Origin of the sequence: Tenacibaculum sp., assembly GCF_048269885.1 — a bacterium.
In the GTDB taxonomy this organism is placed as follows: Bacteria; Bacteroidota; Bacteroidia; order Flavobacteriales; family Flavobacteriaceae; genus Polaribacter.
The window spans coordinates 166,134-189,691 of sequence record NZ_JBLWTZ010000001.1 but is presented as its reverse complement, the minus strand read 5'-3'; the positions used below and the strand labels follow the sequence as shown (position 1 = coordinate 189,691).

The following is a 23,558-nucleotide window of genomic DNA, read 5'->3' as shown; positions in this document are numbered from 1 at the left end:
AAACTATTAAAAAATGAAAAAATCAATTTTAACAATACTATTTTTAACAGTAATTAGTAATTCTTTTGCTCATTACTTATGGATTGAAACCAACCCTACAGGAAAACTAAACAACGAACACGAAATTAAAATTCGTTTCGGAGAATTTTCTGAAGGTGTTATTGAAAAGGTAGGAGGAGATAATTATAACAATGTAAAAGACTTTACTATTTGGTTAATCGCCCCTGATGGAAGTAAGACCTCTTTACAAACAATCGCTAAAAACGATTACTATAGCACTTCTTTTGTTCCGCAACAAAAAGGAACCTATACTATTGCCGTAGATAACAAGAAAATAAAAGTGTTTGACTATACAAAATACGATTATACAATCTTTAAACCAGAATATCACGCAAAAGCACGAGTGGTTGTTGGCAACTCTATTAGTAAATTAAAAAGTACCAACCCTAAAGGAATTGAAATTATTGATATCACTCCAAAGCATCATAAAAACACTGATGAAATCACTTTAAAAGTATTGTATAAAAATTCAGCCTTAAAATATGGAGAAGTTACATTGTTTGCTGAAGGTAAATGGTTTGTAAAAGAAAAAACTGACGAAAAAGGACTCGTTACTTTCAAATTACCTAAAAAAACTATGTATACAGTAGAAACTACTTATGAAGAAAAAACTCCTGGCACTTTCAAAGGAGATGACTATAAAATTATTTGGCACTGCGCTACATATTTTATCAATAACCAACTATAAGCTTCAGTGATAAGTTTTAACTAACATGAATAGCCATATTATTAAATATTGCAAACACAAAGCTCTAAACTTTTATGTTTAGGGTTTTGTCCTTTCCATAAACCCTTATGAAAACAGTTACTTTTCTTATTATTTTTCTCGGATGCTATAACTTATACAACTCCTCTGAAAAAGCTTATTCAGCTGATAATCTTGCCTTTCAAAAATGGTTTCAGCACACTAAACCTTGTCCTAAAATAACGGGACTCTGTTTTTTGCTTTTGGGAATGTTTTTAGCTATCTCCCTTTTGGGACTCTCTGCTGGTATTATTACATGGATTGTTGCCACTTCGCTCTTTTTAAGTCTTATCACTCTCATTACCCCTTTAAGAGTGGTAAACTATATGTTTCTTACTGTTTTATGTATGCTAACCTTATTAATAGAATACTTTTTTTAACATGCCTGCTAACTCTAAATATTTAAACCAATCACCTTGGCAGCAGTTTGCTAAAATTTCTGCAGGCTTAATAGGTGGATATATGATAAGTGCCTTACTACACATGTGTTTAGTCTTGTGGTTACCCAATCCAAAGGAAATATTAATTACCTCTATCTATACCATTTTTATTGTTTGGGGTGCTTTGTTAATTATTCCTTTTCTGTTTAAAAATGGATGGAAAGCTTGGGGTATATACCTTGTAGCTTTAATAATCTTATACATCGTTTATTACTTCGGAAACCAACAAAATCCCTTTGTATAATGAGTAACAGAAATTACAATGTGTTTTTCAATACACATACCGTTAGTGGTATTGTTATAAGTGTAGCCTTATATGTGATTTTTTTTACCGGATCTTTTGCCCTTTTTAAAGACGAAATTGAAGCCTGGGAAGACGGTAAGCATTCGCAAAATATTGCTCGAGAAAATATTGATTATGATTTTTTATTAAAAAAACTCTCAGAAAATCATCATTTAACGAGTAGAGATATTCGTTTTTACTTAGGGCATAAAAGTGACAACATTTATGTGTTAACCTCCGCTGCAAAAGATACAGTAAACATTCCTGATGAAGCTAAATATCAAAACTATCAAGCTATAAATATTCATACAGGTGAAACAGCTAGTTATGTGGAGAAGTATGGCTTAGGAGAATTTTTATACCGCTTACACTTCTTTACACAAATACCCACTATTGGAATTTACCTTGCTGGTTTTGTTTCTTTATTCTTTTTATTTGCCATTGTTACTGGGGTGATTGTACATTGGAAAAAAATTATTTCCAACTTTTACCAATTTAATCCTAAAATTGCTTTAAAAAGAGTGTGGACAGACGCACATACAGCTCTAGGTATTATCGGGCTCCCTTTTCAGTTTATGTATGCTGTTACTGCTGCTTATTTCTGTTTAAGTTTATTTGTTTTACTGCCAGCAAACTTTTTATACGGTGGAGATCAAGATAAACTAATGGAAGATTTACGTCCCGACCGTAAATCCTTTGAATGGATTGCTAAAACAGACAAAGAGATTCCTAGTGTAAACCAGTTTGTAAAAGAAAATGCCAACCGTTGGTCTCATTTTAATTCAAATTATGTTTTAATTAAAAACTATGGTGGCACTAATATGAAGTATGGGTTAATTGGTGAACTGGATTATAAAGAACGTTTTTTAAGTTCGGGAATGGTATTTTATGATTTTGAAACTGATAAAACTTCGATTGTAAGAAACCCTAATGAAAGTAAGTATACAGATGACATTCAACTTTCAGTAAGTCGCTTACATTATGGTAACTTTGGCGGTATTGCTGTAAAAGTTATCTACTTTATCCTAGCTCTTATTACTTGCTTTGTAATTATCACAGGGGTGTTGATTTGGATTGAAGCTCGTAACAAAAAAAGTATGCGTTTAAAGCAACGCTTATACACAGCTAAAGTAGGACATATTTATCTTGCTATTTGTTTGTCTTTGTACCCTATTACTGCCTTATTTTTCTTGGTGGTAAAATTGTTACCCGAAGCTTATCAAACTCAAAAAATGAGCCTTTTATATACTTGGTTTTTTGTTGTTTGGTTGCTCGTTACTATTTATTTCAGATTCAAAAGAAATAATTATTTCACAAATAAAGCTACTTTATTAGCAGGAGCTATTCTAGGCTTTTTTATTCCAATAGTTAGCGGTATGGTTTCTAACAATTGGATTTGGAACACCTACAAGGCCAAACAATTTGATATTCTTACGATTGATTTATTATGGTTGGGTATTTCGATTACTGCCTTGTTTATTTATATAAAGATTAAACCAGAAGTAACGGCTAAGAGTTCTTTTACAAAACACCCTATAGATTATAAAAATCGCAAACAATTATTAGCTGATAATTCTCAAAAAAACTAGCATATTTTTGACTAAAAAATAATTGAAAAATGAAGCTCTTTTATTTACTAATTAATAAGGTTTAAAGACAATACACCTATATCTCTTCAAATAATTTTAAGAGATCGTTTACTTTAGGCTCATTCCCCGTTTCCTATATCCCCCGTAATTTATGGAAATAGTTATTGTCAATAACAAAACCCCACAGTTTAGACAGATACTGCAACTACAAACAGAAATTCTAGACTGTGGTATAAAAACCTCAACCTATACAATTAACCCCACTTATGGTAGGGGATTAGTAACTAGTTACTACTTTGACGGACTGTTCATTAATATAATTAATGCCACGTTTAAAGAAGATTTTCTTTTTATTACGAATGATTCTCTTAGCATTTTAGAATCTTCTGTATTAATTAAAGGGGAAAAAATTATAAAAGCTTCTAATTTTAAAAAAGATTTTATTCTTGAAAGAAATGAATGCTGTCTCTTGTGTAATAGTAATATTGAAAACAAAACCTTTTTTTACAGAGACAAACCAATACTAGAAATTAAAATTAAACTGTATGATTTTTTTATACAGAAACATCAAATGCAGCCTCTTTTTTCAAATAACAAATCTCTTGAACTCTGTTTCACTCAACAATTAAACTCTAGTATGGAGAAAATTATTATCGACGTGCTTTCTAATTCGCAAAAAGGATTCCTAAAACGTATTTTTTTAGAATCAAAAGTTTTAGAATTATTACACCTACAATTGAATACTTTTTCTGAAAAAAGGTATACTCCTAATGAAAACATTCTAAAAAAAGTACATAAAGCAGAAGCCATACTCCAGTCGAATATCAACAAACAAATACCAATACAACAACTTGCTCGTAAAGTGTTATTAAATCAAAATATTTTAAAAAGTGAGTTTAAAAAAATGTTTGGTACAACGATTTTTAATTATACCAAACAAGTAAGAATGAATAAGGCCAAAAGTTTATTAATTCATACTCAAAAGCCTATTTATGAAGTCGCTGATATGGTAGGGTATAAAAACCCTACTCATTTTACAGCTGCTTTTAAAAAGTATGAAAAAACAACCCCAAAGGAGTTTCGAAAAAACTCTTTTCTTAAGTCTTAATTTTAAAACCTGTGTTCAAGTTCACTAGATTTTTCTTTTCTCTTGTGTAACCAAGCTTCACTTCTGTACTCTTTTGCTTTTTTTCCTCCATTGATATGATTCCATCCAGGAGGCATAATTATGTATTTTATTTTGTCTATTAGCTTTGGAGCATCTCTAACATCCGTCCACAATTCTTTCCACAATAAAAACTGTACATGCCATAAGCTTTCGCTATTTAATTTATCGTGCATAATTCCATATAACATTTTTTCATCATCTAATTCTTTTTGAAAAGTTTTAAACAAGCGATCCCAAATGCTAAAAGTTTCTCCATAATTTCTATCTAAATAAATATGATTTTTCGCATGATGCACTCTATGAACAGAGGGGGTTACTAACACTTTATCTAACCATCTTTGTTTGCCTATAACTTTTTCATTTATATGGGTTAGTGTAGCATATAGGCGTGCAATGGGCTCTATTACAAAAATCATCAGTGGATGAATTCCTAAAATTGGCAACCAAATAAAGTTAAAAGGGGTAAAAAACACATCAAAAATAGATCCTCTTGCAACTACTGTTAAATTCATTTCTTCTGCTGTATGATGTACTCCATGTATACACCATAAAACTCTAACTTTATGCCCTAAAAAATGAATAAAAAAAACTGTAAAATCGTATAATAAGTAGGCAACAATCCAAACATACCATTGAAATCCCAAGGTAAACAACCTATTTTCATACAACCAAAACATACTTGCTACTATAAATACTTTTGACAGCAGTAAATAAGGTATGCTTTGTATTAAATAAGAAACAATACTAACCACACCTTCCTTGTTTTTTTCTACAAGACTCGTTACTATAAGAATTCCCCATTCAACCAGCAGTAAAACAAGCACTATTATACTCATGTACTGCAATTTACTCGCTAATGTTTCAATAGAAGATAAATCCATTTTCTTAAATTTTCTGTACTATTATTTCACTTGCCACTTCTTTTCTAAATTTAGCTAGTGGATTTTCTAAAGTTCCTCTGAGTTTTAAACTCTGAATTGGATTAGCCAAACTCAACATCTGTTTTGTATTATTTAATTGTAACCTGTTTAAACAACAGCGGTCAAACTCATTAACAAACAAATCGTATCGTTCGTATTTCTCTGAAAACTCAGGATACTCTTCTTGATATGCATACACACATTCTGCCACCAATTGCCAAAAATTTTCTTCTGAAAAATTCGCATAACGGTCTAACTGTTGTGCCATAAAACGGAAGAAACAATCGAAAACATCTGTGAAAATTGAGAGTATTTTCATTGTATCAGAAGTTTTAGTAAATAATCTTTTAGCGTGCTCAGGCAAGTACATTTCTTCATTAAACACAATTACTTCTTCCGTGATGTCTTTCATTAACACATGTACGGGTGTATTTTCTTCTAATACTAGAATAAGATTTTCTCCATGCGGCATAAACACAAATTCGTGCTTAAAAAAACAATGAAGTAGGGGAGCTAAATAAGCTTTTAAATAACGCTGAACCCAAATACCTGCATCATAGGGTGATGCTTCGATTAAAGATACCAGCAAAGAATTTTCTTGATAATCTACATGCAATAAAGCTGCCATCGTAAGTACTCGTTGGTTGGAACTAATTTTTGTATACGGACTCTCTCGCCACAAAGCAGACAACATTTTGTTATGCGGATTTGTTTTTCCTAATACCTCGTAATAATGATTGTGATATCCTACTGTTGCCACTTCTCCTAACATGGTAAATCCATTTTTTTTCAGGTATGCATCATCTGCCAACAAGTCCGTTATCCATCGAGTTATATGAGGCGTACTTTGCATATAATATGGAGACAATCCACGCATAAAGCCCATATTTAAAATAGACAGCGCTGTTTTCGTATATAACTTTTCTGGATGGGAAGCATTAAATAACGTTCTTATAGATTGTTGCGCAGAGAATTTATCATTGCTTTCACCTAACAGAATGATGTTTTTTTGAGCAATGTCTGCTCCAAAAACAGCTACTATTTTGTTTCTCCATTGCCAAGGATGCACGGGCATAAAAATGTAATTTTCTAAGGCTAGATTTTGCTTCTTTACAACTGTTTTAAATGAGGCTAGTTTTTCTTTTCCTAACTCACTTTCTAAAAGTTTTTCATATTCATAACCTTCAACAGCTGTGTAGGTCGTATATTTTTTATGAGCTGCAATCCATACAATTTTAAATAGATGATTGCTTTCTGGTGCATATACATGATAATCATCAATATTAAATCCTATTCTACCATTGTTTGCTACAAAACACGGATGACCTTCAGTCATCGCATGCTCTATTTCTTGAAAGCTTCTTTCTGCTAATTCATTTGCTAAAAATTTCTCATTCGCATACTTATATGCAGCCCCAGAAAGTGTACTTGTTATTTCTTCTAAATAAGTTGCTAAAAACTCATTGGGAATCTCTAAAGTATTTTGAAACTCTGTTATAAAATGCAAGGCATCTAGATCAATTTCTTCTGATGTTTTATTTTTTTTGATGATGCTTTTTGCGTCAACCAACCAATGATCAAGCAAATACTTTTTTGCTTTAAAGCGATAAATAAACTTATTATTATCAGACGTTATTTGATATATACCTCCATCCTCTTCTTCTAAAATAAATTCGGGAGTTAAAATAAGTTCGTGAGAGAACTCGCTAATGGCTTTTTTTATTAATTGACGATTTACAAACTTCCATACATCGGGTTGTAAATGTGCTATATTATTTGTCATGTTGTTTTAGTTTGATTAAAGCTAATTGGTACATCTCTTTTGTACAAAAAGCCAATGCAGCTTTTTTATGAGGCAACTCAATTTCTTTTTGGTATACAAAGCCTGCTTTTTTATTTAGCATGTGTATTTTTTGGTTGTTTACATCGGGTTCTACGACAATTCTTTCCACCTGTGGCAAACTAAAAAAATAATCGATAATGGTTGAAAACACATGCCATGTAAACTGTGGTATTCTTTTTTTTACGGGTGCTACTAAAACATGCATTCCGTAATCCTTTTCTTGTGCATTATAATAGTTTGCGACTAGATCTTCTGATACTTTGTATAATTCCATTAAAAACACAGGAGTGTCATTTAACAGACCTATATAACTATGATGATGGGGGCTGTTTTCAATTTCTTGATATTCGGTACGTACTTCTTCTAACGATTTTTCTAACATTCCCCAATATTTTGCATAGGATTGTGTTACCCAACTATGTAACATTGGTGTATCAATTTCTAATTGAAACGGACGAATACTTATTATTCCTAGCCCTGTTATTTTTTTACTGAAGACTGTTTGATACGTTTGAACCATAATTATATTTCCTGAGTTTTAAATGCTGCTATCGGGTTTTTTAACTTTCCTGCAAATTGAAGTAGAGCAACAGGGTCGTCTAAATCAATCATCTGTTTGTGATTATTTAATTGTAATCTGTTTAAACACGAAAGTTTAAAGTCTTCAGCGAACAAATCGTATTGTTTAAACTTGTTTGATAATTGAGGAAACTGCTCTTGGTACTCTTGAATATGCCCTGCAACTAATTTCCAAAAACGGTACTCACTATAATTAGCATGTTCTTCTAAAATTGGAGTTAAAAAACGGAAGAAGCCATCAAACATATCTGTAAATATGGATAGTAATTTTACATCTTCTGGAACGGGCGCATACATTCTTTTCAAGTCTTCTGGCAGCTCAACTTCCGGGCTTAAAATACAGGCTTCTTCGGTAATATCTTTTAGTAAAACATACACAGGGATATTGTTTTCTACTACCAAAATAATATTTTCACCATGGGGCATAAACACCAAATCATACTTATAAAAACAATGTAACAAAGGACTCAAATACGCTTTTAAATAACTACGTAACCAATCGTCTATTGAAATTCCTGAGTCTTTAATAATTTCTGGCAACAATGCTTTTCCGTGATGGTCTATATGTAATAACGCTGCCATCGTTAGTGGTTTTTGATTTTGTTTAACTACTGAATATGGGCTTTCTCTCCATAATGAGGCTAGCATTTTATTGTAATCGTTATGTGGGCCAAATTCTTCAAAATAGGGGTTCACATAGCTAACCGACCCTATTTCGCTTAACATTTTAAATCCGTTTTCCTTTATATACGCATCGTTATATAACAAATCTTCTAACCAAACTGCCATTTTAGGTGCGGTTCCTAAATAGTATAAAGGTAACCCTCTCATAAAGCCCATATTTAAAATAGACAATGCGGATTTGGTATAAAATTTCTGTGGGTTGGTAATGTTAAACAACGTTCTAATTGACTGTTGTGCTAAATATTGATCAGGTCCATATCCTAAACAGATTAAATCTCCTTTAGCAACTTCAGAGGCAAAAATTGTAGCTAGCTTGTTAAACCACTGCCATGGGTGAACAGGAATAAATAAGTACTCTTTTGGACTAAAGCCTTTTTCTTCAATTATTGTATTGAATTGTGCTATAGTATCAACATCTAATTCCTGGTGTATTAAAGTTTCATAGGGCAATGCTTCTATTGCTGAAAAAACTGCTTTTGATCTATGTCCTGCTAACCATAATAACGAAAAAGAATTTCCTGCTTCTGGTGCATACGATCGATAATCGCTACTATCAAAACCTATTCTTCCATTATTTGCTACAAACCCAGGATGTCCTTCCGTCATAGATTGTTCTATCGTTTGAAAATCAGCTGTTGCTAATTCTTTGGCTGTTGGGTTTCCTTTCGTAAGCTTAAATGCGCTTCCGTACAGTGTACTTATAATTTCCTCTAAATACACAGGCATTTTTTCATCAGTAATTCCTAATGCTTTTCTAAACTCTTTTATAAACGTGATTGCGTCGATTTCTTCTTCAACTTCTTTTACATATCTTTTTATAGAATTTTCATCAATCATCAAGTGATTCAAAGCCATTGCTTTTGCTTCAAACTCATATTGGATTTCTATATTATCTGCATGAACTTTGTACAGCTTATATCCGTTGTTTAGTTCATGAATTATTGTTGGTTGAATTAACAGTTCATGTGAAAACTCACATAATGCTTTTTTTACTAACAGTTGGTTGGTTTTTTGCCAAACTTCTGGTTGTATATGTTGGGTTGATTGCTGTGGGGAAACCACATTATCTAAAGTATTCATGGCACTTCTTTTTAAGGGTGAAAAGGATTGGGTTTGTTGTTGGTAATTGGTTTTAGTTAAAAATGCTAATTGCGCTGTTTTGTTAGGCAATTCTATTACGTTTCCTAGTTGAAAGCCTATGCGTTGGCATAATGCAAACATTTTTTTGTTTCGAATATCGGGTTCTACTACTATTCTATTGATAGTAGAATTCGTAAAAACAAAATCCATAATAGACCGAAACATAAACCATGTAAAATTTGGTGTTTTAGTAATTCTTGGTGGCGCTACAATAATATGCACGCCACAGTCAGCCGTTTGAGCTTTATAAAAATTATGAATAATGTCTAATTGTGGATTGTAACGTTCTACTACAAATGCAGGTTCGTCATCAAACATTCCTACAAAAACATCGTAATGTTCTGGTGTTGTAAGTTGAGTATATTCTTCTTCAACATCTTTTACCGTTGCATTTTGCATACCCCAAAAAACAGCATACTCTTGTGTGACCCATTTTTGTAAAAAAACACTGTCTTTTTGTACTTGAAAAGGACGAATAGTAATTCTTCCAAAGTCTTTGTACTCTTTTGAAAAAGCGATGGTATCTGTTGTTGTCATCATCTAAGCTTTTGCTAATTGTTTGTGCACTTTTCGTACCGATTTAAACATGATAAAGTATAAGACTAGTGTTAGTGAAAACCCTCCTAATGCAATGACAAACGGTATTCGTAAACCGAAACTATCGACTAGAATTCCTACATTTAATGAAGCTAGTAACACGCCTAAATTTTGGAAGAAATGTATTTTACTATAATCAACTGAGTACGACTCTGGTGAGCTTAATTCAAATAATAGGATGTCAAATTTCACGACTCCTTGAAAAATTGCCCATCCGTAAATAACTCTTCCTAAAACAACTGCTGCTTCATTAGGAATTCCTTGCAAAAGCAGCCCTATTAAACCTATGCACAAAGCATTTATAATTCCTTCGTATCCTTCTGATTTTCGTTTGTTATTCATCCACAAGGCTACCAAAGCCACAAAACCTGGAATAGCATATATAGTACCAGAAACCAACTTGCTTTTATACACTGAAAAACTTTCCCAATACGTTGAAAAGAAAGGCCTGATTAAAAAATCACTGAAATATAGTATCAATGTGATTAGACCTAGCTTTAAAATAAAGCCTTTCGGAATACTTTTTTTATCGCTAATAGCTGGTTCTTCTGAAATAATTAAGTCGGTAGCATATTTTTTACTTTTTAATAAATAACCACTCATAGTCATTTGAATAAAATCGCCTGCTGCCATAATTAAAAAAATGCTGCTCGGATTTATATAGTCCACCGTTAACCCTCCTAACACCGCTCCTAAAATCCCTCCTAAATGCACCACTACAGAAAGTAACCCAATTGTACTTGGGTGTTCTTCTTTGGTAATAATCTTTAAAATGTAAGGGTACACTAACAAATAACTTCCTTTAAATAATACCATGACAAGTGATACTATCCAGAAATTAATATACGATGTGGTATAATAGCAATACAATGCTAACATACCTGCAACCGCCTGAGTGTACACCAAGATATTTAATTCTGACACTTTTTTAGAAATGTATGCCCAAAAAGGAAACGCAATCATTACCATAAAACAGATAGCTGCAAAGTAATACCCTACATTTTTAGGATTTGTCATTCCAAAGCGAAGCTCGAAAAACTGTGGATAAAATGGATGCAGTAAATAATCGCTTACTACTGCAACCAACGTCATTACTATTAAAAATGTTTTTAGCTTCATACCTTTATGCAAAGACATTGAGTTCTATTTCTTCTTCCTGCGTTACTTCAAATTGCTGAAAAGCAATTTTTTGCTCAATAGGATAATGCTCTACTCCTGTTATCTCTTTAATAATGTAAGAGTTTTTATAAGCTGCCATCCCTAAATCGGGGGTTACAAAACCATGGGTGTGTAGCTCTACATTCTGAACAAAGATTTCGTTGTTGTTTTTATCTATGCTGTAATTGCGTTGTACATCGAATCGATCTTGATAATCCCATAAAATTCGGTCTGAAATTCCCTCTATAAAATCAGGTAATTGATATTCGTACCCTGTAGCAAGCACCAATCCGTCAGTTTCATGTTCAAAATACTTATCTTGTTCTACCTGATGTAGCTCAAGTTTAATACCCTCATCTAATACCTTGGTGGTTTTCAATTCAGAGTTGGTGCGTAATGAAACTTTTAATGGCTCTTTTGATACGACTCGTTTTGCGTACAACGTATCGTGAATAGACCCGATTAAATCTTGATTGATTCCTTTGTATAAATGCTTTTGATTTTTAATGAGTACATCTCTTTTTGATGCTGGTAAGTTGAAAAAATAGTCTACATACTCCGGTGAGGTCATTTCCAACGTTAGCTTCGCATACTCTAACGGAAAGAAGCGAGGTGAACGGGTTATCCAATTCAACTCATACCCTTTAGTATCTATTTCTTGTAATAAATCAGAAAATATTTCCGCTGCGCTTTGTCCGCTTCCTAATACTGTTATCCTTTTCTTATGTTGTAATTGTTCTTTATTAGGCAAGTATTGTGATGAATGAACGGCAGTATCTTTTAACTTTTTACAACAAACAGGAATGTAAGGCTGTGTTCCTGTTCCTAAAACCAGCTTTTTTGCTTTATAGATTTTAATTTCCTGTGTTTTTGTGCATACACTCGTAACTACATAAATACCGTCTTTTTGATCGTAGTCTACATTCGTAACTTCTGTATTAAAATAGATATTAGAAAGCTTGCTAATTACCCACTGGCAATAGTGGTTGTACTCATTTCTAAGTAGCAAGAAGTTCTCTCGTATGTAAAAAGAATAAATTCTTCCTTGTTCTTTGATGTAGTTAAGAAAACTGAAAGGACTTGTGGGGTCGGCTAGGGTTACCAAATCTGCCATAAAAGGCACTTGTAAAGTAGTGTCTTCTAACAACATTCCTGGATGCCAATCAAATTTCTCTTTTTTATCGAGAAAGACTCCTTCTAAATTTTTAATTGGTTCTGATAAACAGGCCAATCCTAAGTTAAAAGGACCTACACCAATGGCTATAAAATCTAATATTATATTTTTCATCTTTTTTAGTTTGTAGTTTTGTATTGTTCTCCCGTAGTTTTAACCATTTCTATGATATTAAGGAGATTGTTAATTGTATTCTTAGGGTTTAGTAAGGTAAATTTCAGGTAGATACTGCCATTTAACTTTGTACTTGCAATTGATGCTTTCCCAGCTTTATATAAAGTGTTTTTGATATATAAATTGATCGAGTTATGAATAATATCTTCAGCTACCCCTTCTGCTTTATATCTAAATACGAGCGTACTTAGTTCTGGTACATGAGCAATTTCAAAACATTCTTGATCTTTTATACTACGATATACTTCTTTTGTTAACGAGTGTACCTCCTCTAAGTAATTGGCAATGGTTTTTGTTCCTAAAATTTTTAAGGTTAACCAAACTTTTAAAGCATCGAATCGACGTGTTGTTTGGATTGATTTTTCTATAAGGTTTGGTCGTTCTGGATCTTTATCTTCAATAGGATTTAAGTAATCTGCATAGTACGACACATACTGAAAATGTTGCTTATTATTAACTAGAAAAGCACTACAACTTACAGGTTGAAACAAGGTTTTATGAAAATCGATGGTAATCGAATTCGCTAACTCAATACCTTTAAAATATTTTTTATGGGTATTTGTAAGTGCAAAAGCACCACCATAAGCACCATCAGCATGCAACCACATATTGTGTTCTTTGGCAATCTTTCCGATGGTTTGTATTGGATCAAAACTCCCATAATCTGTAGTACCCAATGTTGTTACCACTGCTATTGGAATATTACCTTCTTGTTTTGTTTTTTCTATAGCCAGCACCAATTCATTTGCATCCATCTGCATTTTTTTATCAACTTTTACGGGTATAACAGCATCATAGCCCATGCCTAACAAAGCAGCACTTTTTTGAATACTGAAATGTGCTTTTTCTGAACAAAAAATTCTGAATTTACTTATTTCATTACTCCATCCATGTTGCTTGATGTTAATTCCAAAATGGTTGAAAGCATAGTTATCTCGAGCCATTAATAACCCCATGAAATTAGATTGTGTTCCTCCACTTGTAAAAACACCATCTGAATTATTTGAAAGATTAAATACGCTGGTTATCCATTGAATAACTTCTTGTTCTATAAAAGTTGCAGAAGTACTCTGGTCCCATGTTTCAACTGCAGTATTGATTGTGGTTGTAATCATTTCTGCTATGATGGATGGTAGGGTAATTGGACAATTTAAATGTGCTACGTATGTTGGGTTATGAAATGCTATTGCATTTTTTATATACAAGTTATTCAACTCTTCTAAAACACTATCTATAGGTTGTGTTTCTTCTATATTTACCAATTTCGCTTGTTCTTTGTTTGCTAAAATTTCTTCAAGGTTGTCTCCTTGATAAAAAGTTCTGTTGGATAAAAATTGTTGAATATAAGTGGTTGTTTTCTGAATATACTCTTCATACAACTGCACAGATTCGTCACTAAACAAATAGCTATTTAATGACAATTCCTTTAGTGAAGGGCTAGATTTAAGAATCATTTATTTTTATTTAGTCTTAATAATTTAAAGCAAAGGTATATTCAGACCAAACAAATTAAATGACGTAAATGGAATTTAAAATGACGCAAGTAGCATATTTTATAAAAAAAAGAAAGCGCAGTATTTAGTGTACACTAAATACTGCGCTTTAAAAATTTTATTCTTTTGTTCTTAGCTCTCTGGAGCTAACTCTACTTCTAAACCATCTAAATCGGGGGTCATTTGTATTTGACAACCCAATCGGCTATTATCTTCTACATAAAAAGCTTCTGCTAACATTGCTTCTTCATCATCTCCCATTTCTGGTAATTCGTGATCTGATTTCACATAGCATTGACATGATGCACACATTGCCATTCCACCACAAATACCAATAGTTCCTTCAGGAGCTAATTCGTACGAGCGAACTACTTCCATTAAGTTCATAGCCATATCTGTTGGTGCTTGTACCTCGTGCGTTACTCCGTCACGATCGGTAATTTTTATAGTAATATCTTGTTCCATAATTTAGGTATTAGTAGTTAGTAAATAGGAATTAGAAATTGGTTTTGCTTCATTGATTTTATCAACCCAAAAATCATTCTTGATATTTCATTAGACTGATGTATTAGCTTTGTTGATTTTTCTTTAGATATAAACTCTAAACGCACAGCTAAATATAGCACGGAACGAACTTCACTATTAGAACCTAAAGCGTAATATAAAAATCGAATGAATTCTTGATTTGAACTTCTATCGAAACCTTCTGCTATATTATTAGAGATAGAAACGGATGCTCTTGTAATTTGATCTTTAAAAGAATACTCTTTACTAGATTTAAAATGCTTGTAAATCTCTAAAGAAAAATCCTGTGCTTTTTGCCAAGCAATGATATCTTCAAATCTTTTTATTCCCATTTCCTAATTCCTGTCTCCAAACAACTTTTTCCTTAAGGTTTTCGCTCTCTTATCTTCTCCATCATGTGTCCAACCTGGTGAATTGAATATATAATTGAGTTTATCACTCCATTTATCCGCTCTTTTTACATCTTTCCAGATAGCAGCATATTCATGCGTTGCTACTTTTACTGGGTTAAACGTTTCAATATTTACGGTTAATCCATATACTGGTTTATCAACTTCTTTTAATTCTTCAGAAAAAGTACCAAACATACGATCCCAAATAATTAAAATCCCTGCATGATTACAATCTAAATAACGAATATTAGAGGCGTGATGCACTCGGTGATGTGATGGTGTATTGAAGATTAGTTCTATAGGCTTCGGAAGTTTATCAACCAATTCTGTATGTACAAAAAACTGATAAATTAAACTGATTCCCATCATGGTAAACATCATTAAAGGATCAAATCCTAATAACGGAATCCACATCCAAAAGAAAAATTTATGAATACGCTCTCCGACTCCTTGACGCAATGCTGTTCCTAAATTCATATGTACTGACGAATGATGCGGTACATGACCTGCCCAAAACAAACGTACTTCGTGATTTAATCGGTGAAACCAGTAGTAAGCAAAATCATCAGCCAATAACAATAAAATCCATGCCCACCATTGACGTTGCACTATGCCTTTTAACGGACTGATTTCATACAAGTAGAAAAAAGCTACAAAGGCTAAAATCTTCGGAATAAATTCAACAATAGCAGAAAACACCATCATTAACATTGATACACCAGTATCTTTACCGTCGTATTTTTCTTTTGCTATTCGGTATTCCACGAACATGGAAATGAAAAATACAGGTAAGGCGAAGTACAATAATTTGTCTTCTGATAATTGTTGTATGTATTCAGTTAATGTCACGCTTAATTAATTGCTTTAACTACAGCTTTAGGCGCTTCTTTTCGAGTACCGTCAAATCCGTCAACTCCACCAACCGTTGTGTATTTCATCACGTATTTTTTATCAGGATGAATACGTTTATAAGCACTCTGGCACATTAACGTTGCTTCGTGGAATCCGCATAAAATTAACTTTAACTTTCCTGGATAGGTATTTACATCTCCAATTGCGTAAATTCCTTCAACATTGGTTTGATAATCTAATGCGTTATTTACTTTTATCGCGTTTTTCTCTATTTCTAATCCCCAATTGGCTATTGGTCCTAATTTTGGAGACAATCCGAACAACGGAATAAAATGTTCACAAGGCAATGTAAATGGTTCTTTATCTTTTTGCTCTACTAGTACACCTTCAACTTTATCATCACCCACAATACCTTTAACTTCAGCAGGTGTTATCAGCATTAGTTTACCTTCATTCTTTAATTCTTGTACTTTATCAACAGAGTCTAGCGCTCCTCTAAACTCATTTCTTCGATGAATTAAGGTGACCGATTTTGCTACATCTGTTAGGAAAATAGACCAGTCTAGAGCAGAATCTCCTCCTCCAGCTATGACCACGTCTTTACCGCGATATATTTCTGGTTCTTTAATCATGTATTCCACTCCTTTGTCTTCAAAATCAGCAATATTTGGAATCGGTGGTTTACGTGGTTCAAAACTTCCCAATCCTCCTGCAATAGCTACTACTGGCGCTTGATGTTTTGTTCCTTTATTAGTGGTAACGATAAACGTTCCGTCTTCTTGTTTTTCAATAGTATCTGCACGTTCGCCTAAGGTAAAACCTGGTTCAAATTGTTTAATTTGTTCCATCAATTTATCGGTTAAATCTCCTGCTAAAATCTCTGGATAAGCTGGGATATCGTAAATGGGTTTTTTAGGATAAATTTCTGAACACTGCCCTCCTGGTTGTGGTAAGGCATCGATTAAATGACAACGTAATTTTAATAATCCTGCTTCAAAAACCGTAAATAATCCTGTAGGTCCTGCTCCAATAATTAATATATCTGTTTGTATCATTTTGTAACAAAATTCTCTTATTTATACTGAGATTCCCACCTTTTGAAATAAGGCAGGAATAGGTATGCGTTAGTGATTGAGTGGCTTGTTTGAGCTCTCCTAATTTTTTAATTGGGAAGCGAGTAACGAAAGCACGCCCGAACGCCCAAAATTAAAATAATTGTTTTGCTTAAAACCTGATTTTTATCAGTTAAGCTACGTTAATTACTTCTGTAATTTCTGGCGCGTATTTTTTAATTGTTGCTTCTACTCCGTTTTTCAAGGTCATTTGATTGACTGAACAACCGCTGCAAGCTCCTTCTAATTGTACTTTTACTGTACTGTTTTCTATAGATAATAATTTGATATTACCTCCATCACTTACTAAAAAAGGTCGGATTTCTTCCAACGCTTTTTCTACGTTATTTCTTATGTCTGCTGTTGCCATAACTGCTTATTTTGAGCTACAACCACTCATGGTAGTAATTCGTACTACTTCTGTTGGTGGTAGGTTTGCATTTCTTTTTAATAGTTGCGAAACCATTTCTTTGGTTACCTCTGTAAAAGCTTCTGCTAATGGTGTGTTTTCTTGTAAAGCTACTGGATGTCCAACATCTCCTGCTTCACGTATGCTTTGTACTAGTGGTATTTCTCCTAAGAAACTTGTTTCAATATCTTCTGCTAAATTTTTAGCACCTCCGTTACCAAAAATATAATATTTATTGTTAGGAAGTTCTGCTGGTGTAAAATACGCCATATTTTCAACGATACCTAATACGGGTACGTTAATACTTTCTTGTTGAAACATTGCTACTCCTTTTTTAGCATCTGCTAAGGCAATGTTTTGCGGTGTACTTACTACAACTGCTCCGTTAATTGGTACTGCTTGTACTATTGATAAATGTACATCTCCTGTTCCTGGAGGTAAGTCGATTAATAAAAAATCTAACTCTCCCCAATCTGCATCAAAGATTAATTGATTTAATGCTTTTGAAGCCATTGGTCCACGCCAAATTACTGCTTGACTTGGATCTGTAAAAAAACCTAGTGATAATAATTTTACTCCGTAACTTTCAATCGGCTTCATTTTTGAACGTCCATTTACGTTTACCGCTAATGGCTTTTCTCTTTCTACATCAAACATTAAATGCTGTGATGGTCCGTATACATCGGCATCTAACACTCCTACTTTAAAGCCCATTTTTGCTAAAGATACTGCCATGTTTGAGGTAATCGTAGATTTTCCTACTCCACCTTTACCTGAAGCAATGGCTATGATGTTTTGAATATTAGGAATTTCTTTTCCTCTAATTTGATTTGGGTTTTCTTTTTGTTGAACTTCTACCTTCACATTCACTTTTACATCAATTTTTTGATCAATATGTTGGTGAATTGCTTTCATTATCTCAACTTCTACCTTCTTTTTCGCTTGTAATGATGGGTTTGCTATCGTAACATCAACAATAACTTCATCTCCAAATGTAACTACATTGGTTATATTTTCGTTTTCTACTAAACTTTTACCTTCTCCTGGTGCTGTTATGGTTTCTAACGCTTTGTATATATCTTGTTTTTTAAAACTCATGTTTTATGCTATGTGCTTTAAACAGCAAGCGATAGGCTTGTTGCTTATTTTTATTTAATCTTAACTGCAAAGATACATTTTAGCCCTCAGAAAATAAAGTCTTTAGATTGGTAATATTTATAGGTTGATAAGTTGGTTTTATAAATATGGATTTCAAAGATTAGCACTCGTTTTTTATGAGTGATAAATATGAATTGTTTTTGTAATTATTTGTAAATTTTTGAAAAATTAGGAAATATAACCTTTCTCATACCCATAGGTTAATAACGCTTCATAGGGATCTCCTTTTAAATTTAAAAGTTTTGCAAATGCTGGTTCAGTTTTAAAGCCTTGTTCTTTTAGGGTTATAATTTTAGACTTAAATGCTCCATTTTCTTTTAATAACACTTGGTGTTCTATAAGCAAATGTAAATAAGAGTCTTGCTCTTCTGGCAGTTTATTCTGTACAAAAATCTCTATTGGAAAGCTTTTATACTCAAATGTAATGATGGTTGTTTTTAAGTTTTTATATGATGGAATTGTCTTTACTTCAAACTTTGTAAGTTTTCCATATTTCTCACTTACAACTTTTATAAGGTCTTCATGATTATCACTCTGACAAATGATATCTAAATCGCTTGACGCTACATCGATATTGATTGGTATTGTACCTACTAAAATAGGCTTACAATTTTTTAACAGGTCGAAAAGATTTAACTCTAATAATACTTTGTAGGCTTCTTTTTGACGGACAGTTCCTTTTTTTAAGTATGTTGTATTTTTGAAGTTTATCACAATTCTTCACTCGGATTCCAAAACACCTTTTTAAAATCTTGAATTTGGTTATCAATAACTTCAATTCCTTCGCTTTCTAACAATTGTTGCATAAGGTTTGTTCCGTCAAAGTGATGTTTTCCTGTTAATAATCCTTTTCTATTCACTACTCGGTGTGCTGGCACTTCTTTTTCTGAAGAGTTATTCATTGCCCAACCAACCATTCTCGCTGAACGCGCTGCTCCTAAATAGGTTGCTATAGCTCCGTAACTTGTAACTCTTCCATACGGTATTAAACGCGCTACTTCGTACACTTTTTCGAAGAAGTTTTGTGAATTTCTTTCCATCGACTAAAAATACAATTTTACTATAAAATAGACTGCTACAATCCCAGTAATTATTCCTATAAATAAATTGAAATATTGGGTATAAAAAATGAGTTTTGTTTTTACTTTTTTTGCCAAAAAAATATAACTACTTAAAACAGCAATGATTCCTAAAACAGTTCCAATACCAAAAATAGAAGTACATATAAACCCCGGCATTGCCCATCCATTCATTACAAAAGAAGAATGAGCTATAGCAAAAAAAGGAACGGCAAACATATTTACAGAAGACAAAGACATCCCAAACAGAAACCCATTCTTAATAACTTTTTCAGTTTTATGTTTGGGTTTAGAGAGTCCTTTGTATGTAAAAAGAACAGAAAGCAATGAAAAAACAACAATAGCTACACTTTGAATCCAAAAAATTAATTTGGGAAATTTTTCAAAAAAACCTGTAAGTAGTACAGCTAAAAAAAATTGAACTAGAACAATTAGTGAAACTCCAACTACAAATTGACGAGCAACTTTTTTATCATTTTCAATATAAATTTTACTTGCTGTAATATTCAACATACTCGGTGGAGTGTACCCAATGTATGAAGTAATAAAACCAAGAATTAGATGAGATAAAATCATTTTAGAGTGTTTTCTTTTTACTCTAAATAGGACGTAATTTTTTTGAATTACTTTCTAAAAAAATCCTGCAAAAGAGCAGGATTAGTAATTGAGTTTAAATTTTATATAAGTAATCGGTTTACCGATTTCTAAATATTGTTTTTCGTAAAACGTTTGCGTACCAGTTACTTCTTCTGGGCTGTACACATTTTTATACACATCGTGATTGGCATGCAGAATTTCATGACCTTCTCCATGCAATAACCCTAAAGTATAACCGTGCATAAATTCGCTATCGGTTTTTAGGTTGACTGTTCCTTCTGAATTTAAAATACCATGGTATTTCTTTAAAAACTCAGAATTCGTCATACGATGCTTAGTACGCTTATATTTAATTTGTGGATCTGGGAAAGTTATCCAAATTTCAGAAACTTCATTTTCAGCAAAAATATAATCTACTAACTCTATTTGAGTTCTGATAAAAGCTACATTGTTCATATCATTTTCTAATGCTGTTTTAGCTCCTCGCCAAAATCGCGCACCTTTAATATCAATTCCAATAAAGTTTTTATCAGGATTTTTCTCTGCTAAAGCAATCGTATATTCACCTTTACCACAACCTAGCTCTAAGACTATTGGATTGTTGTTTTTAAAAAAAGTGTTCCACTTTCCTTGATAAGAAAAGTCGTTGATTACTTCTTCTCGTGTTGGTTGAATAACATTAGCAAACGTTTCATTTTCTCTGAAACGTTTTAGTTTATTTTTACTTCCCAAAGTGTATAGAAATTAGGCTCTATCTTCTGTTCCTTCTCTTTGAAAACGAGCCGCTTCTTTCATCCAATAAGCAAATAACACTAATAGGATTAATAAAAAGAACCAGTTTACAGCGTTTGAAGTCCACCAACCTGCATCTGATTTAGCTACTGTTAAACGTAACCAATTGAATGGTGCAAATAAAAAGTCGGTAAATAAACTACCAATCCATCTAAAAATATTGCCTGCTATCATATCTTAAGTATCTTTACATCTGCAAAAATATAAAAAGAAACAATGTTAGCCAATTTTTTCGGTAAATCTAAACCTATAAATTTTATTGTACTGTTTGTACTTTTCTTAGGATATTTTGTTGTAAGTATTTTTTCTAAAGAGTTATCTTTCAATCTCGTTAAAGAACTAGGTTGGTTTTTAGTTGTTTTTTCGGTATACAACTTTATAATAGCTAAGAATTTATTGACCTATGATAACTCTTTTGCTTTTTTATTTTTTGTAATATTAATTGGTTTTTTTCCTGATACTATACAGATAAACAAAACTTTTTACGCCAACTTAACTATCCTTCTTTTTTTACGAAAAGTATATAGTTTACAATCTTCTAAAAACATGCTACATAAATTGTTTGATGGTGGCTTGTGGCTTGGAATTTCGTTTTTAATAGAGCCTTATGCTCCTCTATTACTCATATTGCTTTACCTATCTATTTTTTTACATCAACGATTTACTTATCAAACATTATTAACTCCTATAATCGCTTTTGGCACTCCTGTTTTTTTGTACTTCACTTATTATTTTTGGTATGATAGACTTGAAAAGTTCTGGTTGCTTTTTGATTGGAATTTTTATCCTGATTTAAGCTTTTATTCTCATGAGAAATATTTGTTTCCTATTCTTTTTATAAGCTTTTTTTTAATTGCCTCTATTCTTTTAAAAAGCCCAAAGGCACTTGCTGTTAAAAATAAATTCAGAAAAAACTGGATTTTAATTCTTACTCATCTTGTAATAACTACAGTTATTTTACTTTTAGTTCAAGATGGCTCTGGAAGTGAGTTTTTATATGTATTCTTCCCTGTTTCTGTTATTCTAGCTAATGGAATAGAGTTTTTTCAAAAGAAGTGGTATGCTGATGTTATTATTATTTTATTCTTAATAGCTTCTTTTACCGTAAGTACTATTGTATAAACTACAATTTTGCTCCATAGGCTAAATCACCTGCATCTCCTAAACCAGGAACTATGTATCCCTTATCGTTTAATTTTTCATCAATATCAGCAATCCATAAAGTAGTGCTTTCTGGTAAGTGTTTAGCAACATATTCTACCCCTTCTACTGAACCAATAACAGAAGCTATAATTATTTCTTTGGGGGTTCCGTATTTTTTTATCCCTTCATAAACCTCAACCATAGAGCGTCCTGTAGCCAACATTGGGTCTACTAGCAATAATGTTTTGCCATCAATAGAAGGGGATGCAAAGTATTCTACTACTATTTCAAACTCTTCGTCATTATTAGGATGATGGCGATATGCTGAGATAAATGCATTTTCTACATCGTCAAAATAGTTTAGCATTCCGTTATGTAGAGGTAAGCCAGCTCTAAGAATAGAGCATAACACTATATTGTTTGTAGCTAACTCTACCTTTTTAATTCCTAAGGGTGTGCTTATTTCTTTTTCCTCATAATTCAGCTCTTTACTTAATTCATATCCTAAAACTTCCCCTATTCGTTCAATATTTCTACGAAAACGCATCGAATCTTTTTGAACTGATGTGTCTCTGAGTTCTGCTAGGAATTTAGTAAGAATAGAATTTTGTTTGGCTAAATGATGAGTTTTCATGAAATGTATTCTTTTTGTGCGCTACAAAAGTAACAGATTTTATCAAGCTTTTATAAAGTTGGTTACTGCTTTTAGTAGTTCTTCTTTTGCTTCCACATGACTCATATGTCCGTTTGGTAATGCAATTAATGAGGTATTGGTTCTCTTTGCTTCTTCTTCAACAATGGTATACTTTAAGATTGGATCATTTTTTCCTGCTATTATCAATCTCTTTTCTATTGTTTGTAAAACAACTTCCTTGTTTTCTCGCAAACGCATTCCCTCTGTTGCTGCAATATATCCTCTAACTGAAGTTTTTAAGGCTTCTTCTCTTATTTTCTCTATTTCTTCAAATAATTGTAAACGCATATTCTCTGCAAACAAGTTGCTAATTGACATTTTTACCAATGTTTCGTAATTTTCCTTAGCCGTTTCAACAGTTCTGAGTCGTAATTTCTTTCGTTCTTCACTATCTGCTTGAGAGGTAGAGTTCATCAAACAAATTCCTTTTACATTTTTTTGATATTTTTCTGCAAATGCCAAGGCAACATATCCTCCCATGGAATGCCCTATGAAGGTAGCTCGACGAATTTTTAATGCTTTTAAAACCGATTTTACTGCTTCTGCCATCTCTTCCATGGTATGAATATATCCAACACAGCCTGTTTTTCCATGCCCTAATAGGTCAATACAAAGCACGCGGTTTTTTTTAGACAACTCATCAACCACCTCGTTCCACATAGCACTATTTTCTAAAAAACCGTGTAATAAAACAATAGTACTTCCCTTACCAGTATCTGTGTAAAAAACAGTGGTTTCCTTAAATTTTACAATCATTT

The 23,558-nt window shown here is 32.6% G+C and carries 26 protein-coding genes; 6 read left to right on the top strand and 20 right to left on the bottom strand.

From position 1 onward, the window contains the following. The first annotated feature begins 13 nt into the window (after positions 1–13). The 5 genes from ACN0WY_RS00810 to ACN0WY_RS00790 all read left to right on the top strand — a co-directional run bounded on the left by ACN0WY_RS00810 (position 14) and on the right by ACN0WY_RS00790 (position 4,225). Positions 14–748 (top strand): DUF4198 domain-containing protein, encoded by a 735-nt coding sequence (locus tag ACN0WY_RS00810; RefSeq protein WP_417799241.1) that lies wholly within the window; start codon positions 14–16, stop codon positions 746–748. A gap of 107 nt (positions 749–855) precedes the next feature. Then, the gene (locus ACN0WY_RS00805) at positions 856–1,185 is read left to right on the top strand and encodes a hypothetical protein (RefSeq protein WP_417799240.1); all 330 of its coding nucleotides are present in this window, start codon (positions 856–858) and stop codon (positions 1,183–1,185) included. A 1-nt stretch (position 1,186) separates the two neighbouring features. Continuing rightward, positions 1,187–1,489 carry a hypothetical protein gene (locus tag ACN0WY_RS00800; protein ID WP_330488910.1) on the top strand — a complete coding sequence of 101 codons (303 nt, stop codon included), beginning with the start codon at positions 1,187–1,189 and terminating at the stop codon, positions 1,487–1,489. Beyond that, positions 1,489–3,117 (top strand): PepSY-associated TM helix domain-containing protein, encoded by a 1,629-nt coding sequence (locus tag ACN0WY_RS00795; RefSeq protein WP_330488909.1) that lies wholly within the window; start codon positions 1,489–1,491, stop codon positions 3,115–3,117. The genes ACN0WY_RS00800 and ACN0WY_RS00795 overlap by 1 nt, the downstream gene beginning before the upstream one ends. A 151-nt stretch (positions 3,118–3,268) precedes the next feature. Further along, the gene (locus ACN0WY_RS00790) at positions 3,269–4,225 is read left to right on the top strand and encodes a helix-turn-helix transcriptional regulator (protein WP_417799239.1); all 957 of its coding nucleotides are present in this window, start codon (positions 3,269–3,271) and stop codon (positions 4,223–4,225) included. A gap of 2 nt (positions 4,226–4,227) precedes the next feature. Here ACN0WY_RS00790 and ACN0WY_RS00785 read toward each other — a convergent pair whose 3' ends face one another. The 18 genes from ACN0WY_RS00785 to ACN0WY_RS00700 form a co-directional block, all read right to left on the bottom strand. Further along, complete coding sequence (locus ACN0WY_RS00785; protein ID WP_330488907.1) at positions 4,228–5,166, bottom strand: sterol desaturase family protein; 939 nt, start codon at positions 5,164–5,166, stop codon at positions 4,228–4,230. 4 nt (positions 5,167–5,170) lie between these two features. Further along, the gene (locus ACN0WY_RS00780) at positions 5,171–6,988 is read right to left on the bottom strand and encodes an IucA/IucC family protein (protein WP_417799238.1); all 1,818 of its coding nucleotides are present in this window, start codon (positions 6,986–6,988) and stop codon (positions 5,171–5,173) included. Next, positions 6,978–7,568: a GNAT family N-acetyltransferase gene (locus ACN0WY_RS00775; protein WP_417799237.1), complete on the bottom strand. Its 591-nt coding sequence runs from the start codon at positions 7,566–7,568 to the stop codon at positions 6,978–6,980. The genes ACN0WY_RS00780 and ACN0WY_RS00775 overlap by 11 nt, the downstream gene beginning before the upstream one ends. A 2-nt stretch (positions 7,569–7,570) precedes the next feature. Then, positions 7,571–9,991 carry a GNAT family N-acetyltransferase gene (locus ACN0WY_RS00770; protein ID WP_417799236.1) on the bottom strand — a complete coding sequence of 807 codons (2,421 nt, stop codon included), beginning with the start codon at positions 9,989–9,991 and terminating at the stop codon, positions 7,571–7,573. Then, a complete protein-coding gene (locus ACN0WY_RS00765) occupies positions 9,992–11,185 on the bottom strand; it encodes an MFS transporter (protein ID WP_417799235.1) in 1,194 nt (397 codons plus the stop codon). Further along, a complete protein-coding gene (locus tag ACN0WY_RS00760) occupies positions 11,172–12,494 on the bottom strand; it encodes a lysine N(6)-hydroxylase/L-ornithine N(5)-oxygenase family protein (RefSeq protein ID WP_417799234.1) in 1,323 nt (440 codons plus the stop codon). Before ACN0WY_RS00760 ends, ACN0WY_RS00765 begins: the two co-directional genes overlap by 14 nt. A 5-nt stretch (positions 12,495–12,499) precedes the next feature. Next, positions 12,500–14,008, bottom strand: coding sequence for a pyridoxal phosphate-dependent decarboxylase family protein (locus tag ACN0WY_RS00755; RefSeq protein ID WP_417799233.1), 1,509 nt, complete (start codon positions 14,006–14,008; stop codon positions 12,500–12,502). Positions 14,009–14,179: 171 nt separating this feature from the next. After that, positions 14,180–14,512: a 2Fe-2S iron-sulfur cluster-binding protein gene (locus ACN0WY_RS00750; RefSeq protein WP_120185967.1), complete on the bottom strand. Its 333-nt coding sequence runs from the start codon at positions 14,510–14,512 to the stop codon at positions 14,180–14,182. 17 nt (positions 14,513–14,529) lie between these two features. Continuing rightward, positions 14,530–14,904: a four helix bundle protein gene (locus ACN0WY_RS00745; RefSeq protein WP_417799232.1), complete on the bottom strand. Its 375-nt coding sequence runs from the start codon at positions 14,902–14,904 to the stop codon at positions 14,530–14,532. Positions 14,905–14,907: 3 nt separating this feature from the next. After that, complete coding sequence (locus tag ACN0WY_RS00740) at positions 14,908–15,813, bottom strand: sterol desaturase family protein (protein WP_417799231.1); 906 nt, start codon at positions 15,811–15,813, stop codon at positions 14,908–14,910. 2 nt (positions 15,814–15,815) lie between these two features. Then, complete coding sequence (locus ACN0WY_RS00735) at positions 15,816–16,871, bottom strand: NAD(P)/FAD-dependent oxidoreductase (RefSeq protein WP_330488898.1); 1,056 nt, start codon at positions 16,869–16,871, stop codon at positions 15,816–15,818. Positions 16,872–17,061: 190 nt separating this feature from the next. Continuing rightward, the gene (locus tag ACN0WY_RS00730; RefSeq protein ID WP_330488897.1) at positions 17,062–17,298 is read right to left on the bottom strand and encodes a NifU family protein; all 237 of its coding nucleotides are present in this window, start codon (positions 17,296–17,298) and stop codon (positions 17,062–17,064) included. A gap of 6 nt (positions 17,299–17,304) precedes the next feature. After that, positions 17,305–18,435, bottom strand: a complete 1,131-nt coding sequence (locus ACN0WY_RS00725; protein WP_417799230.1) for a P-loop NTPase — start codon at positions 18,433–18,435, stop codon at positions 17,305–17,307. Positions 18,436–18,663: 228 nt separating this feature from the next. After that, positions 18,664–19,209, bottom strand: a complete 546-nt coding sequence (locus ACN0WY_RS00720; RefSeq protein ID WP_330488895.1) for a DUF4269 domain-containing protein — start codon at positions 19,207–19,209, stop codon at positions 18,664–18,666. Then, the gene (locus tag ACN0WY_RS00715) at positions 19,206–19,535 is read right to left on the bottom strand and encodes an MGMT family protein (RefSeq protein ID WP_417799229.1); all 330 of its coding nucleotides are present in this window, start codon (positions 19,533–19,535) and stop codon (positions 19,206–19,208) included. Before ACN0WY_RS00715 ends, ACN0WY_RS00720 begins: the two co-directional genes overlap by 4 nt. A gap of 3 nt (positions 19,536–19,538) precedes the next feature. Further along, on the bottom strand, positions 19,539–20,150 hold the full coding sequence (locus ACN0WY_RS00710; RefSeq protein WP_330488893.1) for a hypothetical protein: 612 nt from the start codon (positions 20,148–20,150) through the stop codon (positions 19,539–19,541). 81 nt (positions 20,151–20,231) lie between these two features. After that, complete coding sequence (gene trmB / locus ACN0WY_RS00705) at positions 20,232–20,903, bottom strand: tRNA (guanosine(46)-N7)-methyltransferase TrmB (RefSeq protein WP_417799228.1); 672 nt, start codon at positions 20,901–20,903, stop codon at positions 20,232–20,234. Between the two features lie 12 nt (positions 20,904–20,915). Continuing rightward, positions 20,916–21,137: a DUF6341 family protein gene (locus ACN0WY_RS00700; RefSeq protein WP_099214833.1), complete on the bottom strand. Its 222-nt coding sequence runs from the start codon at positions 21,135–21,137 to the stop codon at positions 20,916–20,918. Between the two features lie 42 nt (positions 21,138–21,179). Here ACN0WY_RS00700 and ACN0WY_RS00695 point away from each other — a divergent pair, with 42 nt between their 5' ends. Next, positions 21,180–22,085, top strand: a complete 906-nt coding sequence (locus ACN0WY_RS00695) for a DUF6427 family protein (RefSeq protein ID WP_330488891.1) — start codon at positions 21,180–21,182, stop codon at positions 22,083–22,085. A gap of 1 nt (position 22,086) precedes the next feature. Here the strand turns inward: ACN0WY_RS00695 and upp are convergent, their stop codons facing one another. Beyond that, complete coding sequence (gene upp, locus ACN0WY_RS00690) at positions 22,087–22,740, bottom strand: uracil phosphoribosyltransferase (RefSeq protein ID WP_417799227.1); 654 nt, start codon at positions 22,738–22,740, stop codon at positions 22,087–22,089. Positions 22,741–22,782: 42 nt separating this feature from the next. Then, positions 22,783–23,556 (bottom strand): alpha/beta fold hydrolase, encoded by a 774-nt coding sequence (locus ACN0WY_RS00685; RefSeq protein ID WP_417799226.1) that lies wholly within the window; start codon positions 23,554–23,556, stop codon positions 22,783–22,785. Between the last annotated feature and the right edge of the window lie 2 nt (positions 23,557–23,558).

What these genes read in the sequence shown, in the direction of transcription:
- ACN0WY_RS00810 (WP_417799241.1), top strand. Translation starts at nt 14, where the DNA reads ATGAAAAAATCAATTTTAACAATACTATTTTTAACAGTAATTAGTAAT.
- ACN0WY_RS00805 (WP_417799240.1), top strand. Translation starts at nt 856, where the DNA reads ATGAAAACAGTTACTTTTCTTATTATTTTTCTCGGATGCTATAACTTA.
- ACN0WY_RS00800 (WP_330488910.1), top strand. Translation starts at nt 1,187, where the DNA reads ATGCCTGCTAACTCTAAATATTTAAACCAATCACCTTGGCAGCAGTTT.
- ACN0WY_RS00795 (WP_330488909.1), top strand. Translation starts at nt 1,489, where the DNA reads ATGAGTAACAGAAATTACAATGTGTTTTTCAATACACATACCGTTAGT.
- ACN0WY_RS00790 (WP_417799239.1), top strand. Translation starts at nt 3,269, where the DNA reads ATGGAAATAGTTATTGTCAATAACAAAACCCCACAGTTTAGACAGATA.
- ACN0WY_RS00785 (WP_330488907.1), bottom strand. Translation starts at nt 5,166, where the DNA reads ATGGATTTATCTTCTATTGAAACATTAGCGAGTAAATTGCAGTACATG.
- ACN0WY_RS00780 (WP_417799238.1), bottom strand. Translation starts at nt 6,988, where the DNA reads ATGACAAATAATATAGCACATTTACAACCCGATGTATGGAAGTTTGTA.
- ACN0WY_RS00775 (WP_417799237.1), bottom strand. Translation starts at nt 7,568, where the DNA reads ATGGTTCAAACGTATCAAACAGTCTTCAGTAAAAAAATAACAGGGCTA.
- ACN0WY_RS00770 (WP_417799236.1), bottom strand. Translation starts at nt 9,991, where the DNA reads ATGATGACAACAACAGATACCATCGCTTTTTCAAAAGAGTACAAAGAC.
- ACN0WY_RS00765 (WP_417799235.1), bottom strand. Translation starts at nt 11,185, where the DNA reads ATGTCTTTGCATAAAGGTATGAAGCTAAAAACATTTTTAATAGTAATG.
- ACN0WY_RS00760 (WP_417799234.1), bottom strand. Translation starts at nt 12,494, where the DNA reads ATGAAAAATATAATATTAGATTTTATAGCCATTGGTGTAGGTCCTTTT.
- ACN0WY_RS00755 (WP_417799233.1), bottom strand. Translation starts at nt 14,008, where the DNA reads ATGATTCTTAAATCTAGCCCTTCACTAAAGGAATTGTCATTAAATAGC.
- ACN0WY_RS00750 (WP_120185967.1), bottom strand. Translation starts at nt 14,512, where the DNA reads ATGGAACAAGATATTACTATAAAAATTACCGATCGTGACGGAGTAACG.
- ACN0WY_RS00745 (WP_417799232.1), bottom strand. Translation starts at nt 14,904, where the DNA reads ATGGGAATAAAAAGATTTGAAGATATCATTGCTTGGCAAAAAGCACAG.
- ACN0WY_RS00735 (WP_330488898.1), bottom strand. Translation starts at nt 16,871, where the DNA reads ATGATACAAACAGATATATTAATTATTGGAGCAGGACCTACAGGATTA.
- ACN0WY_RS00730 (WP_330488897.1), bottom strand. Translation starts at nt 17,298, where the DNA reads ATGGCAACAGCAGACATAAGAAATAACGTAGAAAAAGCGTTGGAAGAA.
- ACN0WY_RS00725 (WP_417799230.1), bottom strand. Translation starts at nt 18,435, where the DNA reads ATGAGTTTTAAAAAACAAGATATATACAAAGCGTTAGAAACCATAACA.
- ACN0WY_RS00715 (WP_417799229.1), bottom strand. Translation starts at nt 19,535, where the DNA reads ATGGAAAGAAATTCACAAAACTTCTTCGAAAAAGTGTACGAAGTAGCG.
- ACN0WY_RS00710 (WP_330488893.1), bottom strand. Translation starts at nt 20,150, where the DNA reads ATGATTTTATCTCATCTAATTCTTGGTTTTATTACTTCATACATTGGG.
- ACN0WY_RS00700 (WP_099214833.1), bottom strand. Translation starts at nt 21,137, where the DNA reads ATGATAGCAGGCAATATTTTTAGATGGATTGGTAGTTTATTTACCGAC.
- ACN0WY_RS00695 (WP_330488891.1), top strand. Translation starts at nt 21,180, where the DNA reads ATGTTAGCCAATTTTTTCGGTAAATCTAAACCTATAAATTTTATTGTA.
- upp (WP_417799227.1), bottom strand. Translation starts at nt 22,740, where the DNA reads ATGAAAACTCATCATTTAGCCAAACAAAATTCTATTCTTACTAAATTC.
- ACN0WY_RS00685 (WP_417799226.1), bottom strand. Translation starts at nt 23,556, where the DNA reads ATGATTGTAAAATTTAAGGAAACCACTGTTTTTTACACAGATACTGGT.